This window comes from Rhodococcus sp. C3V (assembly GCF_029269915.1).
Classification (GTDB): domain Bacteria; phylum Actinomycetota; class Actinomycetes; order Mycobacteriales; family Mycobacteriaceae; genus Rhodococcus_F; species Rhodococcus_F qingshengii.
Genome location: NZ_JARJBE010000022.1, coordinates 1 through 18,160, shown reverse-complemented (window position 1 = coordinate 18,160; position 18,160 = coordinate 1). Strand labels below are relative to the sequence as shown.

The window sequence follows — 18,160 nt, the reverse complement described above, 5'->3', positions numbered from 1 at the left end:
TATGGTGATCTATCTTCCTGATGTGTCGCGGTCGGATGACAAAATTTCAGTGAACCGATCGATACAGGCTGCGACTTCAATGGGCAGTCGGAGAAATTCTGCTGTTCCACCGCCTCCCCACTGCAGGCTCCACGGCCCGTTCGCTTCAAAGCTCGACATCGCCGAGTCAGGAAGTAGCGGATAGGCGAGGATGCCACGGGGCCTGATGCCCCCGCCGGAATGAGCAGCCAGGTAACTGGTGAGTTGGTAGAGGTCTTCGCGCTGCACAGGGAACAGATCGGTGAGGCGCTTATATTTGGCGTCGATGATCGCGGTGGGCTCGGCGTGGCCTCCGACGATGAAGTCCGGTAGCAGTCGGCCCAATTTCTGGCCTCCGGTTGCGGAGTGCAGAAGATGAGTTGATAGATCCGCGGTCGTTCCGTGAGTAACAGTACGATTATCTGCGGCGGCGCGCAGACAATGCAGCAGAAACAACTCCCACAGTTCCGCAACGTCCAGCAGAACACCATCGTGTGTATCGGTGGAACTATCACCCTGTGGGCCTTTATTATTGGCGATCAGCCACGACAAATCCGCCACGGCTTTGTAGGGGTGCGTGATCGGCGAGTACCGCACCGAGCGCAGTTCCCGCCTCGACGGGAGGACAGGTCGGGGTCCTGTCGCGGCGCGAAGGTGCGGGATGAATTCGTCGATGCGCGGCCCGCGCCAACCTGCCCGTTGAATTCGAGTGTTCAAGACCCGATCGGCCAACACGATGGCACGGGTGACCGGGTTGTCGACCACCTTGGGCTGGGTCACCGACACCAGGTTCGGGCTCCGCCTCGCGCGATACGGCACCGTGCCGGGAACATCGAGTCGCCCTCGCACACTGGGTCCTACATGATGCTCGGTCGCTCGGATGGCGGGCATGCCGTGACGTGCCGCGGCGACCAGCGCGCGGCGCCAGGCCGCGGCCTGCAGTTCGGCGATCAGGAAGGACATCCCGTTCTTGCCGGCAGCGCGCGGGACGATCTTCAGGTTCAACGCCGCGCTTGCCCACGCTGCGATGACGGGGAAGCCGAGGCGTGGTCTGATCTCCAATATCGTTTTACCGCTCCGGATTTCCCCGATGTAGCGGCCGGCTCGCCATGTGCCGTCCAGCTGCCTGGTGAGTACGGGTTCGGCACTCTCTTGATGTTTGGTGAGGGAGTACTTGATCGGGACCAACATCGAGGTGGGGTCGAGTCGCGGCGCCAACTCCTCGAGCCATTTGTTTTCGGCGTTGTTCAGATTTTTGGTACCGGGAACCAGTCCACCGAGATCCTGAAAAACGATTCGCTCTCTCATTCTCATTGCGACTTGAATGTCATCCAGAGGGCGCTGAGGGAGCTCTCCAGGGCATCAGTCCCGGAAAGATACTGTTCGAGTAGAGGTTTCAACGATCGAGCCCACAGGTCGATGAGCGGGTCCTTCGGTTTGCCGCCTTCGGTCCATAAATATGTTCCCTTTTGAGGTTTCTGACGAGCACTGCTCAGTGATCGACCGACGAAGAACGTGATATCCGCGAAGTACGTGTGCCCGATTTGATATGCGCGGCCGAGGTCTTCCATCTTGAGGATCGCGTCGTTGAGCGAGACTGCACGATCCGCGAAAATCTCCAACTGTGCCGCCGCGTCCTCGAACGAGAACCGTGCCCCGACATCGCCTTCCCACCGTGCACGCACGATTTCCAGCAGGGTGTCCCGTTCGAATGGGCACTCGCTCCAGAGGAATCGTCGTCGCAACGCGAAGTCGAGTGTCTCCACCGATTGGTCGATCTCGTTCATCGTGCCGATGACGTACAGGTTTTCCGGCATCGCCAGCCTTGTCGGGGGTTCCCCTCTGTTGATGCCTGGCAACGCCACGGAGAAACCACGCTTGTCGCGCTCGAGCAGCGAGAATGCCTCACCGAGCATCGCTGAGAGGTCCGTGCGGTTGATCTCGTCCAGGACCAGAACGAACGGCAGCGGGTGCAATCCGTTCGGCAGTGCCTGTGTCGTTGCACGCTCGATCAAATTCGGAAGCAGCCCGGGTTGATACCGAGTCTCGTCCTCTTCGATCCGAAGTCCTCGAATGAACTCGGCATAGCCATACCCTGGATGAAGTTGCACCCACTCAACGTTCTCGTTCACCCGGCCTTCGAGTAGATCCTTGTTGTCGAAGAACTTGCGCGGCCCCCAGCTTCGGAGAGCTTCGCGCCGGATCAGACTTTCGGCCAATTCTTTTGCTGTGAAAGTCTTGCTGGTGCCGGGGGGACCGTACAAGATGAGTTGCTTCTTCCATTCCAGCGACTCGATATCGGTCGTACCCTCGCTGTCCCTATTCGGGCGGGACTGCCACACCCCCTGTAACGGCGCATGATAAAAATCGACGTAGTCGGCCGTCGCCAAGAAGTCGTTTTCCAACTTTGTCCGGATCGCGAGTAGCTTGCGGTCCACCGACCAATCCTCCGGCACCTCCTCATCGAGAAGCTGAGCGAATGCGCTGGCGATCTCACGTTTGTGCGCGCCCGAGGCGATTCGCTCGAACGAATCAGGATGCAACAGGTGCAGCAATATGTGCATCATCTCGCGGCGGTTCTGACTGGGGGCCTGCCTCACGAAATCCTCGAGAGCCCAGGGGTCTGCGAGCACCGCTTCTCGATCTTCCAAAGACAAGGTTTTCAACCTGACTGTGAAGTCGATGAGGAACCCGAGTTGGAGATCTCGGCGCGTGTTGAATCCGACACCGGGGTGGCCGATCCTCGACCACATCGTTTTGTACGGCACCGAGCTTGTGTCTAGTTCGTATCCGGAACCGGCCAAAGTCTTGTCGATCACCTCGATCTTGCCGCGCCCTGTCACCGAACTGGTGAACAGGAAATGGACCAACAGCAGCTCTGCTGCAAAAAGTCTTAGTTCAGGGGAGGCACCTTCGAGCTGAATCTCGAATTTGCTTGCGAAAGTCCCGCCGCCGGCAGACCCTGCAAGCGGACTGTTCGTGAACCGTGTCTCTAGATCTTTGGCGTTCGCCAAACACCAGGTTTCCGCCGGTTGCGACTGAGTCAAAGACCCGTCGGCCATGAGGCAACACTTTCGCCACAGATCGACGGTCTCGTCGATACGTTCCCGCGCCGCGTGCTCGGTGAAACGACCCATTCTCGCCCTATCGTCAGCGGACCACGTCCGAATTGAACTGCATGTGAAAGCTACTCTGGTCGCGAAGGTTGTCGCTGTTGCTCGGTACGGTACTGCGAAGCTAACTGCAGAGAAGCCCTTCAAGATTTTCGGTGGCGCTCAGCTTTGTTGAATTTTTTCGTAGCGAATAGCAGTAATTGTGGTGATCTATGTCAGGGTTCGACCCCCGAGAGGGACTTGGTTGTGAGGTTTGTTTTTTCTGCACGGAATAGGTGACGGCGATCCGAAATCGCGTTGGCTCGACGGTCTCGACCGCGGACTCAAACAGGCGGGTTTCGGCGCGGTTAATCGGGATATGGTTATCGCTCCTCACTACAGCTCGTTCCTCACAACAAACGGTATTGGTGAGAAGTTGCCGCCGGTGACGTACAAACCGCGCGACGACTTGGCCAGTCGCCGCAGCTTCGAGCGGCGTCAGGCGAAAGTCCAGCGGATTCTGGGTCTCGAGGGTGGGGTCCGCACCTTCGGTTTCCACCGCGTCCCGGAACTCACGTCGAACGAAATTCACTCCCAGTTCAACCGTATCCAGCCACCCCAGCAACGCGATCAATGCCCTCCGTGTAGACCGAGCTGACCGCCGCCATCGTTGACGAGCTACCGCCCGAGCATCGCGTGGTCTAGAACATGCTCGGCTAGACAGGTGACTGACCGGGGGCCCTTCGTCGCCCACCTGTCCTACGATGTTGCATTCACTGCCTAGGATCAGTGCATGACGACGACCATCGCGGCTGCCAAGACGAGCAACCTTAACGCGGCAAAGAAGGCCCGCTGGAACGAGTACTACACCCAGTGGGCGGACATAGAGCGCGAGATGAACGCGTATTTGGATTACGACCCCGATGTCTTTCGTGACAAGGTCGTCCTGTTGCCGTGCGATGACCCCGAGTGGAGCAACTTCGCGAAGTACTTTGCCCTGCATTTCACTGCCTACGGTCTGAAGAAGCTGATCTCCACCTCGTACGCGCCCGACGCCAACAAGGACTTGGAGGGCTATCAGCCATCGCTGTTCGAGGCTGTCTCGCCGCAGTTTGACGCGACCAAGTCCCGTGTGAACGGCAAGATGTTCGTTCTTACCCGCGAGGACATCAACGGCGACGGTGTGGTCAATATTGACGACTTGCAATGGGAGTACCTTGAAGGCGACGGTGACTTCCGCAGCGTCGAGGTGACCGCACTGCGCGACGACGCCGACATCGTCATCACCAACCCACCGTTCTCGCTGTTCCGCGAGTTTGTCTTCTGGATCGTGGAGGCCGGCAAAAACTTCTCGATTATCGGCAGCAGCAATGCCACCACCTACGTCGAGGTTTTCCCACTCATCCGCGCGAACGAAATGTGGAAGGGCGCCACGGCCAACAACACCGACATGGTCTTCGGAGTGCCCAAGGGTGCGCCAATTAAGGAGGCCGACAAGGCTAAGGCCGCAAAGCTTGGCTATCCGTCCGATGACGACTATGACTATACGCGTCTGGGCAACTCCTGCTGGTTCACCAACATTGACCATGGTCGACGACACGAGCCGCTCCAGCTAATGACGATGGCCGACAACATCAAGTTCTCCAAGCGCAAGGAGGTCCGGGGTATCGGGTACGAGACGTACTTCAACTTTCCCGAGGCAATCGAAGTGCCCTTTGTAGAGGCGATTCCCAGTGACTTCGACGGGATCATGGGTGTGCCGATCACCTTCCTGGACAAGTACAACCCCGATCAGTTTGAGATCCTCACCCACGGCGACAACATGGACGAGCTGCGCCAGCTCGGTGTCGGCACCTTGGGCGAGGAGTTCGTCAAGACCTACTACGCTCAGGGCGGCACAGGCAGCAACAGCCAGGGCCACCGGCGCCTGGGCTTGACCAGACCCAAATACCACACCGCATTCAAGCGCATCATGATCCGCCGGAAGGCGGAAGCTTGATGGAAGCCAAGCTGCACGAGTATCTCGTCCGTGACGTCGTCGAAGGCTTCGTATACAACGACCTAGAGGGCAAGGGTCTCTACGGCCTGGACGGTAAGCTCACGATCCAGCCCGAGTACCAGCGCAACTACATTTATGGCGATGGAAAGAAGGACGTCGCCGTGATCGAGTCGATTCTCAAGGGCTATCCACTCGGCCTCATCTACTTCAGCGTCACCGACGTCGGCGACTACGAGGTGCTCGACGGCCAGCAGCGTATCACCAGCATCGGCCGGTTCGTCACCGGCAAGTTCGCCATTAAGGTCAATGGCCGCGAACAGGTCTTCAGCTCGCTGCCCAAGGCGCTGCAGGATAAAATCCTGGACGAGTCGACTCTGCTCGTCTACCACTGCGACGGGACCGAGCCTGAAATCAAGGAGTGGTTTCAGACCATCAACATCGCCGGAGTACCGCTGAACAAGCAGGAGATGCTTAACGCGATCTACAGCGGCTCATTCGTAACCGCCGCCAAGGTCGTCTTCTCGAACTCCGGCAACGCCAACATGCAGAAGTGGCGGTCCTATGTCAAGGGAGATCCCAAGCGACAGGACATCCTCGAAGTGGCTCTCGACTGGATCGCCGACGCACGCGGGACCTCCATCGACGCATACTTGGCGGCCCACCGCCATGCCGCGGGCTGCATCGAGCTCAAGGCGTACTTCAGCCAGGTCATCGAGTGGATTACTACGACCTTCACCCGCTCGCCGGACACGGAGATGCGTGGGTTGGACTGGGCCCGTCTGTACGAGGACTACCATTCCAACCACTACAACCCGGACAAGCTCGACGCACGCGTAGACGTGTTGCGCGGTGACGAGGCGGTCAGGAACTATCGCGGGATTTACGAGTACGTCCTGGGGGGCGAGGTCGACGACCGCCTGCTCGACATCCGCCTGTTCGACAACAGCATCAAGAAACAGGTGTACGCCGCCCAGACCGCTAAGGCCGAGGCCGCAGGCGTCTCCAATTGCCCAACGTGCGCTACTGGTCACGCGTCGAACGCCGACCGAATCTACACGCAGAAGCAGATGGAGGCCGACCACGTCACCGCGTGGCATCGCGGCGGGGCGACCACCGCCGCCAACTGCGAGATGCTGTGCATCCACCACAACCGTGCGAAAGGGAACCTGTAATCGATGTCAGAGATTGACAGCCTGCCGACCGTGTAAAATTAGTCCCTTCACACTATGTCGCTCGACATCCTCACGTGACATCGCTAACTGGATGGTCGGCATCTACGGAGCTTTGGAGTAAAGCGGGCTCCTAACAGTAACGATGAGTTGGTCTTGCCGTTACTGATCTCGCCGTCGCGACACACCACTATTCCGACGCTTAGCGTCCAAATGGGAGATATGGCCGGTGAGGTACGAGTCAGGAACTTTTCCTGAGCAACCCGGTCACACCAGCGAGTAAAATTGCCGTGAAGATCCAAGCCAGAATCCTCAACAGCGGCAGACCGAACTTCACTACGATCGGCGCGGTGGAACTTACCGCCCAATCAGGGCGAGTGATGCCTGTGGCTGCGGGGACGACACCAGCGAGCGCATAGCTGAACGAATCGAGACACGGATATTGCTGGCGAGTAGAGCAATCGACCGCCCCGGTGATTGCAGTCGCTTCTTGTGGGCCGTCCGCTGCGCTGGTGGTGATCGCGGTTACGGCGCTGATGGTGGTTGGCACGAAGTGCGCTTTGTTCATGTCCACGAGAGCGACACCGCCGATCAGTGCTAGAAAAAGCCATACGATTGCTATGAGCGGATAGTAGCCGTGGCCGGCGACAAGCAAATACCCCCACCGCACGAGTTTCGTTGTAGGAGGCGCGGTCTTCGTTACTCTGTTCGCCGCGGTGAACCGTAGTCGTCTGGCTTCTGTTGGGTGACCGTTACGTTCGTACACCGAGGCAAGCGCATGCCACGGTTGCGGTCCCGCATCCGGCTCAGGAGAGAGCCAACGAGTGGCGGCTTTGCGATTGGTACGGATACGTCCTTCGACGTCGCCCAGCGCCCAACCTGTCGCGTTCACCGGATACTGGGGTTCCGAACCGAGTGGAGTGACGAGGCGGTTGATCTTCGTCCAGGAAAGATTCACAGATCCGAGAGAATCGAGTGGGAGTTGGAGGCAGTCTACTGCCGCGCCCGCGAGGTCAACCTCCAGCTTTTCGTGCATTTTGGAACTGGGCTTGGTGACCCCCCTGAGGTCGAAGTGTCCTTCGATACGTGCATTTCTCGCGCTGATGTGGCCGTTTGTTTGCAGATCGATTGCGTGGACGTCGCTGCTGATTGCCGCGCCGTTGAGATCGAGTACATCCCCTTTGGGGTTGTGCAGGTTTGCTCCGGTCAAATCGAGCACGCCGTTGATGGCGGTGTTAACAGCGGTGATGTGGCCGTGCACGGTAGCGGTTTTGACAAATACATCGCTGCTGATGGCCGCGCCGCTGAGATCGAGTACATCCCCTTTGGGGTTGTGCAGGTTTGCTCCGGTCAAATCGAGCACGCCGTTAATCGCGGCACCAATGGTGCTGATGTGGCCGTTTGTAGTGATGGGGTCGGCGTGGACGTTGCTGTTGATGGTTGCGCTGTCCAGATTGAGCACTTCTTTGCCCGGATTGCTTAACTCTGCGTGCGAAAGGCGAAGTGCTCCATTGATTGTACTGCCGATGGCACTGATACGACCGTGCGTGATCATGGTGTCAGCGAGTATGGGGCCGTTGATTGTCGCGCCTCTGAGATCGAGTACTTCCTTCTCTGGATTGTTCAGGTTGGACCCCTCCAAGACGAGTTGCCCCTCGATTCGCGCGAAGAGAGCGCTGAATTCACCCTTATTGGTGACACTTCGGGCGTTGACATCACCAGAAACCGTGCTGCCATCGAGTTTTAGCGAACTAGTATGAGAGTTTTCGAGCACTAGAGTCCGAAGCGTGGCATTGCTGAAGTCGATCGGTTTATCCACACAGCACGACAGCAAGTGCAGGGGGTAATCGAAGTCGATATGAGCGAAGTCGGCGGGACCTGTGATCCGAGCTCCCCTGATGCGCACACCACGGGGATCGAAATCAGAGCCACCGTGCATCGCGTGAAGCATGACCGCGCGGATCGTACTAGCGGGGATGCTGCGACGGGGAGTCCACTTGTTCGCCGTTGCTGGGTCATACAGTGCGGTCGGAACTCCCGCCTGCAGGTCAAGTATCACCCCGCGCCGTGCTGCGTCGAGTACTCGTTGCACCCACATGCCTTCGCTTTCGTCTGTCATCCGCTCATCATCGGTGATCGCGGTTAAAACGTATCGATCGACTGTCGCTTTTGGGTGGGTGCGTCTGCTGCTGTGTGCCCGGATTACGCACCAAACCCTCGAAACTGGCCTCTTAGCGGGCCGCCCAGCGTTTTGGTCTGCTGCACGCATAGGTGACATCCGATCTGCGGTGCCGAAAGGTGCAAACTGAAAGAGGTGAACTAGGGTGAGAAACCCGTACGCCGAAGCATTTCGTAACGACGTCGTTTTCGTGGCCCCCTAACCGCAAGCTAGCGGCGTTGTTGAAGCAGGTCGCTGCTGATTGTTGAGTCCTGCCTGGCTGAGAGCGGCAGACGTCGGGGAGGGGACCAGGGCCGGGGCCACCTGTCGGCGGTGACTTGGATTTCGATAGTCGTCGCAACTCTAACCAAGAGGTGTTGGCGATGGCAGGTTCCGTAGTGCAGCAAAGAACAGAAGGACCGTTTCTTTATCTCATTGATTTTGAAGCCACCCCGCGTGCCGTTACAGGTGAAACGGTGTGCATACCGGCCCGTGGTTCCGCCATCTCGGTGTTCACCAATCGGAAAACCCGCGCCGAACCCACACCTCCTGTGCCTCTCGTACGACGATGGAGGAGGTGTGAGCTATTCCAAAACAGAGGATTCCTCATTGACGGTCGGATTGTCTAGCGCGAGAGAACGGTTGAGGACTAGAAATAACATACCGCGGTGCTATACCTGCTTGTTCTAAGTCATGTGGCTGGATTTCTTCGAACTCGTTGTCTTGTGACACGTAGGCAGGGGGAGCATCACGTACTGCGCCAGCGATGCGTCCGATGTCTGGACCGTATCCCCAGAGCTCCAGTTCCTTGTTGGTCGCCGCAGTATCAAGCTGCCCGAGTCGAGCTGCTCGTTCGATCTCCAACAGAAAACGGCACGACGCATAGGCTGGATCGGAATCGGGGGTGTCAGGTTCGAACCCTAGTGCTTCTGGCAAATCGTTCGGAGGTATTGGGAAGGAGCTGTGTGCCGCGTTGGTGACGCAGTGGGTCAAACATGACCATGGGAACGCATACGGCGCAACCATCTCGACCTTCGCCGATCTAGCGCGCGCGTGATCCAGAATCCAACGGGCGGCGTTGACTCCCAATGCGGTGATTCCGTCGCCTCCGATCGGCGTAACGCATTCACGGCCATACTGTGGCCGTGAATAACGAAGTCCCGTACCGGCTTCGTTGTAGAGTGCGTACACGGCGGGTATGCCGAGTATCCGTGAACTCTCGTGCAACGCATCGATTTGTCGCGGGCGTCGCTCTCCGCCCTTCGATGAGGGGCGGTATCCCAGGTCGTAACTGCGTCGACCACGTTCAGGGGCGCTTACGCGCTTGGCCTGTACGAGAAATCCGAACCACTTCTTCTGTCCTTGGATCCACCACTCCCAGTCGGCACCTTCGGTGACCTCCTCGCTGTGGGTCAGTTTGCGGACTTCGAGTAGAGGAAGCTGTCGACATAACTCCATTAGAACGCTCTCTGTCAGACCCTCCTCGCCCTGTCGAATTCCGAACCTTTCACCGTCTGCGATACGGCCGCCCACATCGACTGCTGCGAGACAGAGTGCGATTGCCAATCCGGCAGCAGGTTCAGGAACGTGCGTACGGATGTAGTACTGCCATTGATCGAAGGAGACTGCCATTGGATACCTCTGGTTCACTGGATCTCTTATGTCTCTTCCGAGGAGAATCCCGTTGTTCCGCAGTACTTTACGTGTCCGCGAAAAAACCGGCTGCCTCTGAACGGACTGTGTTATTGGCTGGGGTATGAGTGGTGGTTCGAATAGTTCTGTCGTCGTAAAGATAGGCGCGAAGGAGCCCCCGTTTTCCGCTCGTGAGTTCGCGGAGGGAGCAGGTCCGTGTTTGTCTGATTTAAAACGTGTCGGATGGACAGCTCGTCGACGAACGCTGGCACGATTTTGTACCCCGACATTTAGTGCCTCCCGATAGTGTTTCTAAGTCGCTTTATTGCTTACAGTCGATATGTGCTGGAGCGTTGTCGTGTCGAAAGCGTTTGCCCACAGGGAAATCCGAATTGTCGGGAGCGCCTCGGGTAGCCTTCGCGGTGAAGCGAGGCGTCCGACTCAGGGCGAAACCGAAGTCAGTACCCGCCCGGTCTTGTATGAACTACTGGTGGCGATTGTTGGGTTTGTAGTCCAAGGTCTGGTGGATGAATTGGCCGCGTGACTGCCCCGGCGCGGTGAAGGCTTCCCATACGTCGAGGGGGCATGCTTCGTAGTACCACTCGATTCCGCTGGGGAATCTGACGTAGATTGTTTCGGTGCCCGGGTCGAAGGCTTCCGCGACGATTCGCGTCGACTCGACGCTCTGCCAGTTCAGTTGCATTATTTCGGTGCTCCTTCATTTTCGGTGTTCTCGGGGGTTCCTCGCCATCGCGCAAGCGCGGGAGAGATATGTGGGGTGGTGGAAGTAAGGCGCCAGGAGTCAAGCGTCGGATCCTCGGCGAGCGGAAGGGGGCTGGGGCGATCGATGATGGTGCGAGCGGGCAGTACCAGTGCTTCGCCGGCGATGATTGCTTCACCGGTTCGTAGCGATGGAAGTGCTTCGGCTAGGCCTGCGACGTTGTCAGGTAGTGCGTGTCGGATTTTTGCCTGGTCCGAGCTGTTCGTAAGTCGTAGGGCGATGAGTGTGCCGCATTGTGAGAGCGCTGTGTCGGGCAGTTCGGAGGGGCGCTGTGTTACGAGCATGAGCCCGATTCCGTACTTGCGTCCTTCCCTGGCGATTCGGTTCACTGCCAACTTGACCATAGACGCAGCCGCGTCACCGAGGTAGCGATGCGCTTCTTCCAGAACGATGAGAACTGGTCTGGCTCTGCCGATTCCAGGCTCGTCTGCAGTTGTGCGAATAGCTGTCTCGAATAGCAGGTGCAAGATGACACCGATCGCTAGCTCAGCGCTGTAGGGCGGCACGCCGTTGAAGTCGAGGACGGAGATGGGTGATGTGTGTCCGAGCCACTGTTGCATCGAGGATTCAAGAGGGTCGTTGCCGCCAACCGTCCCTTCGGGTCCACGGAGGAAAGCAAGGCGTGGATCTTGTAGACCGAGTCGGAGCAGTTCGGGGATGCGTCCGTGCACGTTGTACGTGGGAGCTTGATGGGGGGATTGGCCGGCCGGGTTGTAGGGCTCAAATGTGGCTGGTATCAGTTTCGCTGCATCGCCCGGATTGATGATGCAGGCGGTGGAGGCGTCGCCTTTGTTTGTTCGGGTTTCGCGGTTCTCGCTGTCCAGCCGATGCCACACATCGTAAATGTCGAACGGAATTGGTGTGTCGGCGGTGACTGTCGCAGCGTCGAGCTTGAGCCACACACACTCCTCTAAGAAGCGTCTTCTGGCCTCTGCAACAAGGGTATTGAAAGTTTTTGTCGTCGTGGACCCGATGGTGACATTAGTGAACGCTGTCAGAATATCGTTGGCGGGGAGCGCCCAATACGGAACTTGAAGTTGGTTGTTTCCTGTTCCAAGGACAGAACGTACGGAAGCCTGATCGCCGAGCGCGTGTGCGTACTCGCCGTGTGTGTCGATGACGATGATGTTTGCAGAAGGCCAACCTCCGTTGCTGAACCCTTGGAGGATCGATGCAACTGCACTTGTCTTACCTGCTCCGGTGGAACCGATCACAGCGGAGTGCCGCACGACAAATTTTTCAGTGTCGAGGGCGATGGGGACCTGCGATGAGGCTGAGAGTTGACCGATCCTCAAATGCTGGGCGCCCTGCGAAGGGAACACCGCCTCGAGTTCCTCCATAAGAGCGAAGTGGACGGAATCATCGAGACCGGGGTAGGAACCGACGCCGCGCTGAAAGCGGCCGGTTCCTTTGTCGATTTCGCCCAGTAGCTGAACCTGGAGCCATCTTTCGCCTGAATGAAGCATCTCCGTGGGAGGTTGCACGCCGGCCAGTTCAGCGATTCCTACCAGGGTGACGGTAGCGATCAGGTCCACCATCCCTTGCGGAATTCGAACGAGTGAGCCGATCTGCCCGATCGCTTGGAGCTGTCCTCGGAACACCGGAGCGACGCCGGCGAGGTTGGGGTCGAGTTCGACCGTTACTTGCGCTCCGAGAACTCGGCGGACTCGCCCGATGTGGGTTGGTGCGTGTTCAGGCATTGTCATCCTTGTCGTCTTCAGTATCCGCAACGGAGTGAGCGGGAAGGAGGAGCGGCGCCGTCGTCGCTCGAGCCAAGAATTTCGACAGCGCACCGAAGTCTCCAAGAGCTACGGTGTTGTTTTTCCAAATATCCGTTGGTAGCGACTCCGCTGGGGCCCTCCACGGCGCACGGATGCCTCCGAGGATCGCTTCTGTCTTCGTGACCACTTGCAGGTTCGGCGTGATGACTGCCTGCTCTGCGAGCGTGTCGGGAATTGATTCGTAACAGAAGGCAATGACTTCGGATCGTGGCCGCCGCTTGGTTGCTTCAAAGAATGGCTCGTTGAGATGTTCGTCCGACCATGAGTACCCGCTGACGAGGGTCAGCGATTCGGGTTCGTTCAGTGCTCGACGGAGGCGATCTTGGAGAACGACGAACGGAACACGACGAGACTCTTCGTATTTGGTATCCGATGGGTAGATCGCGGCGGGAGATCCACTGGGAACTGGAACTCCAAGTCGCACCACGAGTGACTTCCCTTGCTCCCAGTTCAACGAACCGTGCAGCTTCCACAAGCGTGCGAACAATCCCGGAATATGGTGTTCATCTGACGAAGTTGCTTCGACCAAATCGCTGCGGAACCGCGCGCGAGTAGTGCCGACAAATCCGTCGAAGTACGGCACCGCTTGTTCGTCTAATGCCTGCTCGATGAGGAGATCGTAGTTGACGGTGAAGATCTCGACCGGTCGCGTATAGTCCGCGCGCGCAACCCAAGCGGCAAAGGCTGTCACTGGTGTTAGATCGCATGCGCTCGTGGACACTTCCGAGACGATCAGTTCACAGACGCGCGCGTCGAGGTCAGTCGCCGACTTGGCATCGAGACCGTCGATCAGATCTGAACCTTCAACAATGGCCGCGATTCTACGGAGTCTGCTCAGAACCTGTTCGAGGTCACGGCTTTTGAGCAGCGCGTCGAAGTGTGACTTTTCGCTGCCTGACAGTTTGGCCGAGATCGTTTTCTGTAGTTGTGCAACGTCAGGAAGCCCGCAGGCCTTTGAGGTTCCTGCACCAAGGAACGCGGAGACGTGACGAGATCGACTGGCGAGTCTTGCGCTGAGGCCACTTGTGAAGGTGAGCACATCGTGCTCGATTGCTGGAAACGTCATAGATATCTCCCCGTTTGGGTGTTCAGAATCAGGTCGTTCGGGATCGGTGTGGGACTATTGTTTTGCGACTCGAATTTATGCGGCTTCGAGTCGTTCGCGGAGCTTGTCGACTGTCCCCAGCCCCAGGCTCATCCACCCGATCCGGATCGCGAAGGACAACGCGCCTTCGACGGTGTCCATCATGGTCCGCAGGGCGCTGACTTCGTCTGGGGTATTCGACTCTGCGTGCTTGAGTTTTTGCAACTTGGTCCGGACCTCGACCAAACTGTGCGCAACTACCTCGTGGAAGGGCGATGGTTCGCTGACGTTCGCGCCGTAGACGAAGCACAACGCCTGAGCCCGTTTCGTTGGTCGGATCTTGCCGTTGCCGTCCTCGAAAACAAGATCTTTCGATGTCCGACCCGTGGCCTCCAACCACTCAAGAACTTCGGCGTCGGTGAACGCCTTCCTCAACAGTCGATCGATCAACTCGATCAAGGAGTTGGCGGCTTGAGAGACACCGTCGTCGGAGCTTTCGATGGCGGTGACCGCACCTGACAATTTTCTGCGCAGAAGGTCGTTGACACTGCTGAGCATGGCGCGGATCTCGCCAGACAATGCCAGCCGAGCTGTTTCGACCAGTTCGTCGAGGATCGCGTCGTCGGCGCGGACATCCTTAACCTCATCGGTGTCACCGTCGAAGGCAGACAGGTCGAATTCCATATCGACAAGCTGGGTCAACGCGCTGTCGAGTGACAAGAACGTCCGCAATACCGAGGTTGTCGGATCACCGTTCCCGAAGGGCCCCAACTTGGTGATCTGTTCGGGACTCAAGGTCGCTGCACAGTTGTCGATAGCCAGCGCGAGGGGCTGGATCACCCGCACGGCGACCTGAACCGCTGCAACGACGACCGCAGTGTCGGCGTACACCGCCGAGACGAGACGGTCGTACGCGGCAGCACCAACCAGTCTGCGCAGGAATCGCTTCCACACATCAGTCCTGGCTCGTTTCAAAAACTTTGGGATCGTGTCCTCAGCGGCAGCGGCGATAGACCGCAACACATCCTCGGCTTCGACACCGTCAGGGAACTCAAGATTGTTGGCGAGCCACTCGATGCGGTCCGCCAACGGCCGGGTGTCGATGTCGCTGCCGAGCACAGTGGCGATCGTGACTCCTGCATCGAGGGCGCCGATAGCCCAGTATTCGATCCCCAGAACCTTGAGCTGATTCGCCGGCAAACTCGCGAGAACTTTAGCGATTTCCGATCGACCAGAAGGCTTATAGGAAGAGTGTTCTTCCTGCTTGTTGGGCCTTTTTCGCTCCCTATTCACATTGCTTCCTTAGTGTCTGCTTTTGGGCAGACGGGTTCCCGGAGGGAGAAGACCGGTGATACCCTTGGCTACAGGTTCCTACGCCTTGTTCCAAGGGCCCCGGTGATTCCCCGTGAATTTCCGGGGTTCTTTTGTTGGTGACTCTTCTGACGCTCTTCACAGTACCAGTAGCACCATCTGTACCGCATCTAACGGCGGCTGCTGTCAGGGGTCCCATATTGCACCGCCCTGGAACGTCCCGAGTTAGCGCAACTCCGCGTTTCGAAGGTTCCGACGTCCATTGCGTCAATTTTGATCGTGTCGGTCATTTCAGAGCGATTCGAAACCGGGGCGAATAGTGAGTACGTAGTACGTACGGAAGGGCATACCGGAGTAATTCCGAACGATTCGACGCCCGTTCGAACGCTGTAAAACCTCTGTGCGATCGTTCTGGAACCTTCGGAATCGTTCTATCTACACGTTGTGGAACCTTCGGAACGTGATTTCGAGACTGGTAAACCTTCTGATGATTCCACTGGGGGCCGACAGCTCGAAGGCGGTTGCGACGTCGTTGAGGCGTTTGGATTGCGCGTTTGGGTGTGTCGAGACTTCGGCCTATTTAGTAAAGACGTTTTCTAGTTATTTATTCGTGTGTATCTGGTTGCTTGAGGTAGATAGGTCTGCCGATCAGGCTCGACGGCTCTGGCTGGCGGGCAGTGCTGCGGCTTGCTTGGTTAGGAAGCTGGGGTTCCCTGCATCCGGGGCCACGAGAGGATCCCCCACCCGGAGGTAGGGGATCTTCGTGTCTCACAGCAATACAGACAGGATCGGGGCTATCTGTCTGTGTAGTTGGTGTCGGAGTACGTCACCGACCCTGCCCAGGACGTGGGCAGGGGGAGCAGTACCGGAGTCATCGCTGCGTCAGGATCAGCGAGTTCGGGCCGCCACCCGAAACGGTGAGTGCCATCGTCATCGGGGCCGAAATCGACGGTGTCCCAGACACTGTCGCGCAGGAAAGCGAGACCGCCGATTCCGCAGATGATGCGCTCGACAGAATCTGCACTTTTTTTCGAGGTCCGCCACGCTGCGGTGGAGCCCATGATCAGCGCTTGTCTGCTCATATTGGCATGGCATCCGTAACATGCTCGGTCGATGTCACTGTCGTCCTGCGGGTACTGGACGCCCGCTGCTGCGATCACAACGGCGTTGAGATCCCTCACGTCGTCCCGTGTGAGAGCAGGGAGAGCGAGAATCTGCTCGATGGCTGCTTCAGGAATTCGCAGGTCAGCGTACTTGGCTACCTTGACGGTAGGCAGTAGGCCGGCGTCGACGAGCTTGTCGACTCGACCCGAGCCGATGTCTCGGCCCTTGGCTCGACGACGTACCTCGGACCGCGACAAAGTTCGGCCCGGATCGAACGCCGTTGCGGCGAGTTGGATGAAAAATGGGTGTGGTGACGAAGGTGCAGGATTCCTGCACCAGGATTGCCGAGGGATCGTCATTTACGTCCTTTCGAGTGCAACATCAGGGGATGTCACGAGGGCGGGATGTTACGAGGAGTGGGCATTGTGTCCCACATTGAGCACACACTGTTGTGCGTGAAAGCGAATCTAACACTGCACATGAGAGTCAGCAAACGAAACTGCGGAGGCAGTGTCATTTTTTGGACGGGCTGGCGGTGGTCTGATGGCCTGCGTTCAGGGCGGCGCGCGGCGAAGGCGAGCTAGGCCCGCGCTGAGCGACGTTTGTTCTAGTTGTGCAGCTCGTTCCACCACTCGAGTGCGGTGTGGACCAGTTGCGCGGTGCGAAGTAGGAGTGTGATTGTCCGGAGGGTCCTGGTGAAGTTTTGTCGTGTGTTTCTCGGTGGTTGTGGCTGGTCACGTTCGTGTTCTGGCTGCGGCATGTTCTTTCCCTCCGTCGTTTTGTCTTCTACGAGGAGGAAGATCCGGAGATTCAGTCGTGAGTGACAGCGAGTAGAGAATTTTTTGGTCGCTAGTTTTTCGCCGCCGGACCGATCGCCAAATTCTGCCTTTGACCTGCTTTGATGACATGTCCCTGGGCCGCTTTCTCCGCGACGTGTTCCGGAGTAGATGGATCCCTTGTCCTGCGCTGCTGTTTTCGGACTACCACGCGGGTGGGAGCGTGTTTGACTGGCTGGGTGAGATGGGTGGCGCGGAAGAATCTGTGGAGCAAGAACAAGGAGAGCGCGGAGCAGGCGGGCGAGTTCACTGCGTCCCAGCAGCGTTACCTCGACGACGTCGCACGTGCGTGGGAGGAGTTTGCTGCGCAGTCGTGGCTGTTCGACATCTCCGGTGACTTGCAAGAATGGGCCCGCACCTGGCTCCCCCGTGAACTCGCCGATTCGACACTGGCGGAGGTGGAGGCAGCGAAGCATCGCGGTCAATTGCCGGCACTTCCGGCCGAACCGGTGCATTTCATCGAGTCTCTCATCGTCAAGGCAGTCCGCGACGGCGTCGTTGTGCTTCCAGCACCGGGTCGGTTGGCGCGGTCCTTCGCTCACCGAGATCCTGTCGGCGAGTATCAGATCGCCTCGGGTTACGGGCTGTACGTCGATGGAAGTGATGTGCTGGTCGTGCGGGCGAAGAGCGCCATCATGTACGAGGATCTCGGCTGCGTCGCCGGGCGTCCGTTGAAGGGCGCGGCTGCGGTCGAGCGGGTACTCGAGCAGATCATCGGCACCATGCAGTCCGTCCGGAGTTTCAACCGCCCGCGCCCACCTATAGGTCTGTGAATCGGGCGGATACCAGACCTGTGGTGGATGTTGGTGAGCTGCATTCTTCGGTTGGGTTCGGTGTTGGTGTTTTAGGGGTTTGACCTGCGGTGATGACATGTCCCTGGGGTGGTTGCTGGGGGTGTGTGGGGTGCCGGCGTTTTGGGTGCCGGCGGGGTGTTTGTGTTGGGTGGTGTGGGGAGTGGTGTCGGGTCGTTCGGGGGTGTTGTGGGGCTCGTTTTTGGGTGTTTTTGAATGTTGTTGTGTGTCAGGGGGTTTCGGTATTCGGTTGGTGTTGGGTGGGTTTCGTGGGTTGTGCACGGTGGTGTTTTCGTGAACGTCGAATGTTGTTGTGGTGGTGAGTGTTTCGGTGTTTTGTGTTTTCGGGTTGTTTTGCGGTTTGGTGGGTGGGGGTGTATGATTGGGAGCATGATGATGACGGG

The 18,160-nt window shown here is 58.1% G+C and carries 13 protein-coding genes; 3 read left to right on the top strand and 10 right to left on the bottom strand.

Going from position 1 to position 18,160, the window contains the following annotated elements; all coding sequences use genetic code 11:
- Nucleotides 1–9 precede the first annotated feature (9 nt).
- From P3G66_RS30180 to P3G66_RS30170, 3 genes are all read right to left on the bottom strand, one after another.
- Nucleotides 10–1,332, bottom strand: a complete 1,323-nt coding sequence (locus tag P3G66_RS30180) for a hypothetical protein (RefSeq protein ID WP_276117648.1) — start codon at nucleotides 1,330–1,332, stop codon at nucleotides 10–12.
- Nucleotides 1,329–3,155, bottom strand: a complete 1,827-nt coding sequence (locus tag P3G66_RS30175) for an AAA family ATPase (RefSeq protein WP_276117647.1) — start codon at nucleotides 3,153–3,155, stop codon at nucleotides 1,329–1,331. Before P3G66_RS30175 ends, P3G66_RS30180 begins: the two co-directional genes overlap by 4 nt.
- A gap of 100 nt (nucleotides 3,156–3,255) precedes the next feature.
- Nucleotides 3,256–3,744 carry a hypothetical protein gene (locus P3G66_RS30170; protein WP_276117646.1) on the bottom strand — a complete coding sequence of 163 codons (489 nt, stop codon included), beginning with the start codon at nucleotides 3,742–3,744 and terminating at the stop codon, nucleotides 3,256–3,258.
- Nucleotides 3,745–3,903: 159 nt separating this feature from the next.
- Here P3G66_RS30170 and P3G66_RS30165 point away from each other — a divergent pair, with 159 nt between their 5' ends.
- Complete coding sequence (locus P3G66_RS30165) at nucleotides 3,904–5,109, top strand: adenine-specific methyltransferase EcoRI family protein (RefSeq protein ID WP_276117645.1); 1,206 nt, start codon at nucleotides 3,904–3,906, stop codon at nucleotides 5,107–5,109.
- Entirely contained in the window at nucleotides 5,109–6,281 is a 1,173-nt protein-coding gene (locus P3G66_RS30160) for a DUF262 domain-containing protein (protein ID WP_276117644.1), read from the top strand. The genes P3G66_RS30165 and P3G66_RS30160 overlap by 1 nt, the downstream gene beginning before the upstream one ends.
- A 238-nt stretch (nucleotides 6,282–6,519) precedes the next feature.
- Here P3G66_RS30160 and P3G66_RS30155 read toward each other — a convergent pair whose 3' ends face one another.
- From P3G66_RS30155 to P3G66_RS30125, 7 genes are all read right to left on the bottom strand, one after another.
- Complete coding sequence (locus P3G66_RS30155) at nucleotides 6,520–8,397, bottom strand: hypothetical protein (RefSeq protein ID WP_276117643.1); 1,878 nt, start codon at nucleotides 8,395–8,397, stop codon at nucleotides 6,520–6,522.
- A 645-nt stretch (nucleotides 8,398–9,042) separates the two neighbouring features.
- Nucleotides 9,043–10,068, bottom strand: coding sequence for a hypothetical protein (locus tag P3G66_RS30150; RefSeq protein WP_276117642.1), 1,026 nt, complete (start codon nucleotides 10,066–10,068; stop codon nucleotides 9,043–9,045).
- A gap of 484 nt (nucleotides 10,069–10,552) precedes the next feature.
- Nucleotides 10,553–10,771: a KTSC domain-containing protein gene (locus P3G66_RS30145; protein WP_276117641.1), complete on the bottom strand. Its 219-nt coding sequence runs from the start codon at nucleotides 10,769–10,771 to the stop codon at nucleotides 10,553–10,555.
- On the bottom strand, nucleotides 10,771–12,549 hold the full coding sequence (locus tag P3G66_RS30140; protein ID WP_276117640.1) for an ATP-binding protein: 1,779 nt from the start codon (nucleotides 12,547–12,549) through the stop codon (nucleotides 10,771–10,773). The genes P3G66_RS30145 and P3G66_RS30140 overlap by 1 nt, the downstream gene beginning before the upstream one ends.
- Nucleotides 12,542–13,696: an SIR2 family protein gene (locus tag P3G66_RS30135; RefSeq protein WP_276117639.1), complete on the bottom strand. Its 1,155-nt coding sequence runs from the start codon at nucleotides 13,694–13,696 to the stop codon at nucleotides 12,542–12,544. The genes P3G66_RS30140 and P3G66_RS30135 overlap by 8 nt, the downstream gene beginning before the upstream one ends.
- A 75-nt stretch (nucleotides 13,697–13,771) precedes the next feature.
- A complete protein-coding gene (locus tag P3G66_RS30130; protein WP_276117638.1) occupies nucleotides 13,772–14,914 on the bottom strand; it encodes a hypothetical protein in 1,143 nt (380 codons plus the stop codon).
- A gap of 905 nt (nucleotides 14,915–15,819) precedes the next feature.
- Nucleotides 15,820–16,488, bottom strand: coding sequence for a hypothetical protein (locus tag P3G66_RS30125; RefSeq protein ID WP_276117637.1), 669 nt, complete (start codon nucleotides 16,486–16,488; stop codon nucleotides 15,820–15,822).
- 665 nt (nucleotides 16,489–17,153) lie between these two features.
- Between P3G66_RS30125 and P3G66_RS30120 the strand changes: the two genes are divergently transcribed.
- A complete protein-coding gene (locus P3G66_RS30120; RefSeq protein ID WP_276117636.1) occupies nucleotides 17,154–17,738 on the top strand; it encodes a hypothetical protein in 585 nt (194 codons plus the stop codon).
- Nucleotides 17,739–18,160 lie beyond the last annotated feature (422 nt).

What these genes read in the sequence shown, in the direction of transcription:
- P3G66_RS30160 (WP_276117644.1), top strand. Translation starts at nt 5,109, where the DNA reads ATGGAAGCCAAGCTGCACGAGTATCTCGTCCGTGACGTCGTCGAAGGC.
- P3G66_RS30180 (WP_276117648.1), bottom strand. Translation starts at nt 1,332, where the DNA reads ATGAGAATGAGAGAGCGAATCGTTTTTCAGGATCTCGGTGGACTGGTT.
- P3G66_RS30125 (WP_276117637.1), bottom strand. Translation starts at nt 16,488, where the DNA reads ATGACGATCCCTCGGCAATCCTGGTGCAGGAATCCTGCACCTTCGTCA.
- P3G66_RS30150 (WP_276117642.1), bottom strand. Translation starts at nt 10,068, where the DNA reads ATGGCAGTCTCCTTCGATCAATGGCAGTACTACATCCGTACGCACGTT.
- P3G66_RS30165 (WP_276117645.1), top strand. Translation starts at nt 3,904, where the DNA reads ATGACGACGACCATCGCGGCTGCCAAGACGAGCAACCTTAACGCGGCA.
- P3G66_RS30135 (WP_276117639.1), bottom strand. Translation starts at nt 13,696, where the DNA reads ATGACGTTTCCAGCAATCGAGCACGATGTGCTCACCTTCACAAGTGGC.
- P3G66_RS30175 (WP_276117647.1), bottom strand. Translation starts at nt 3,155, where the DNA reads ATGGGTCGTTTCACCGAGCACGCGGCGCGGGAACGTATCGACGAGACC.
- P3G66_RS30155 (WP_276117643.1), bottom strand. Translation starts at nt 8,397, where the DNA reads ATGACAGACGAAAGCGAAGGCATGTGGGTGCAACGAGTACTCGACGCA.
- P3G66_RS30140 (WP_276117640.1), bottom strand. Translation starts at nt 12,549, where the DNA reads ATGCCTGAACACGCACCAACCCACATCGGGCGAGTCCGCCGAGTTCTC.
- P3G66_RS30145 (WP_276117641.1), bottom strand. Translation starts at nt 10,771, where the DNA reads ATGCAACTGAACTGGCAGAGCGTCGAGTCGACGCGAATCGTCGCGGAA.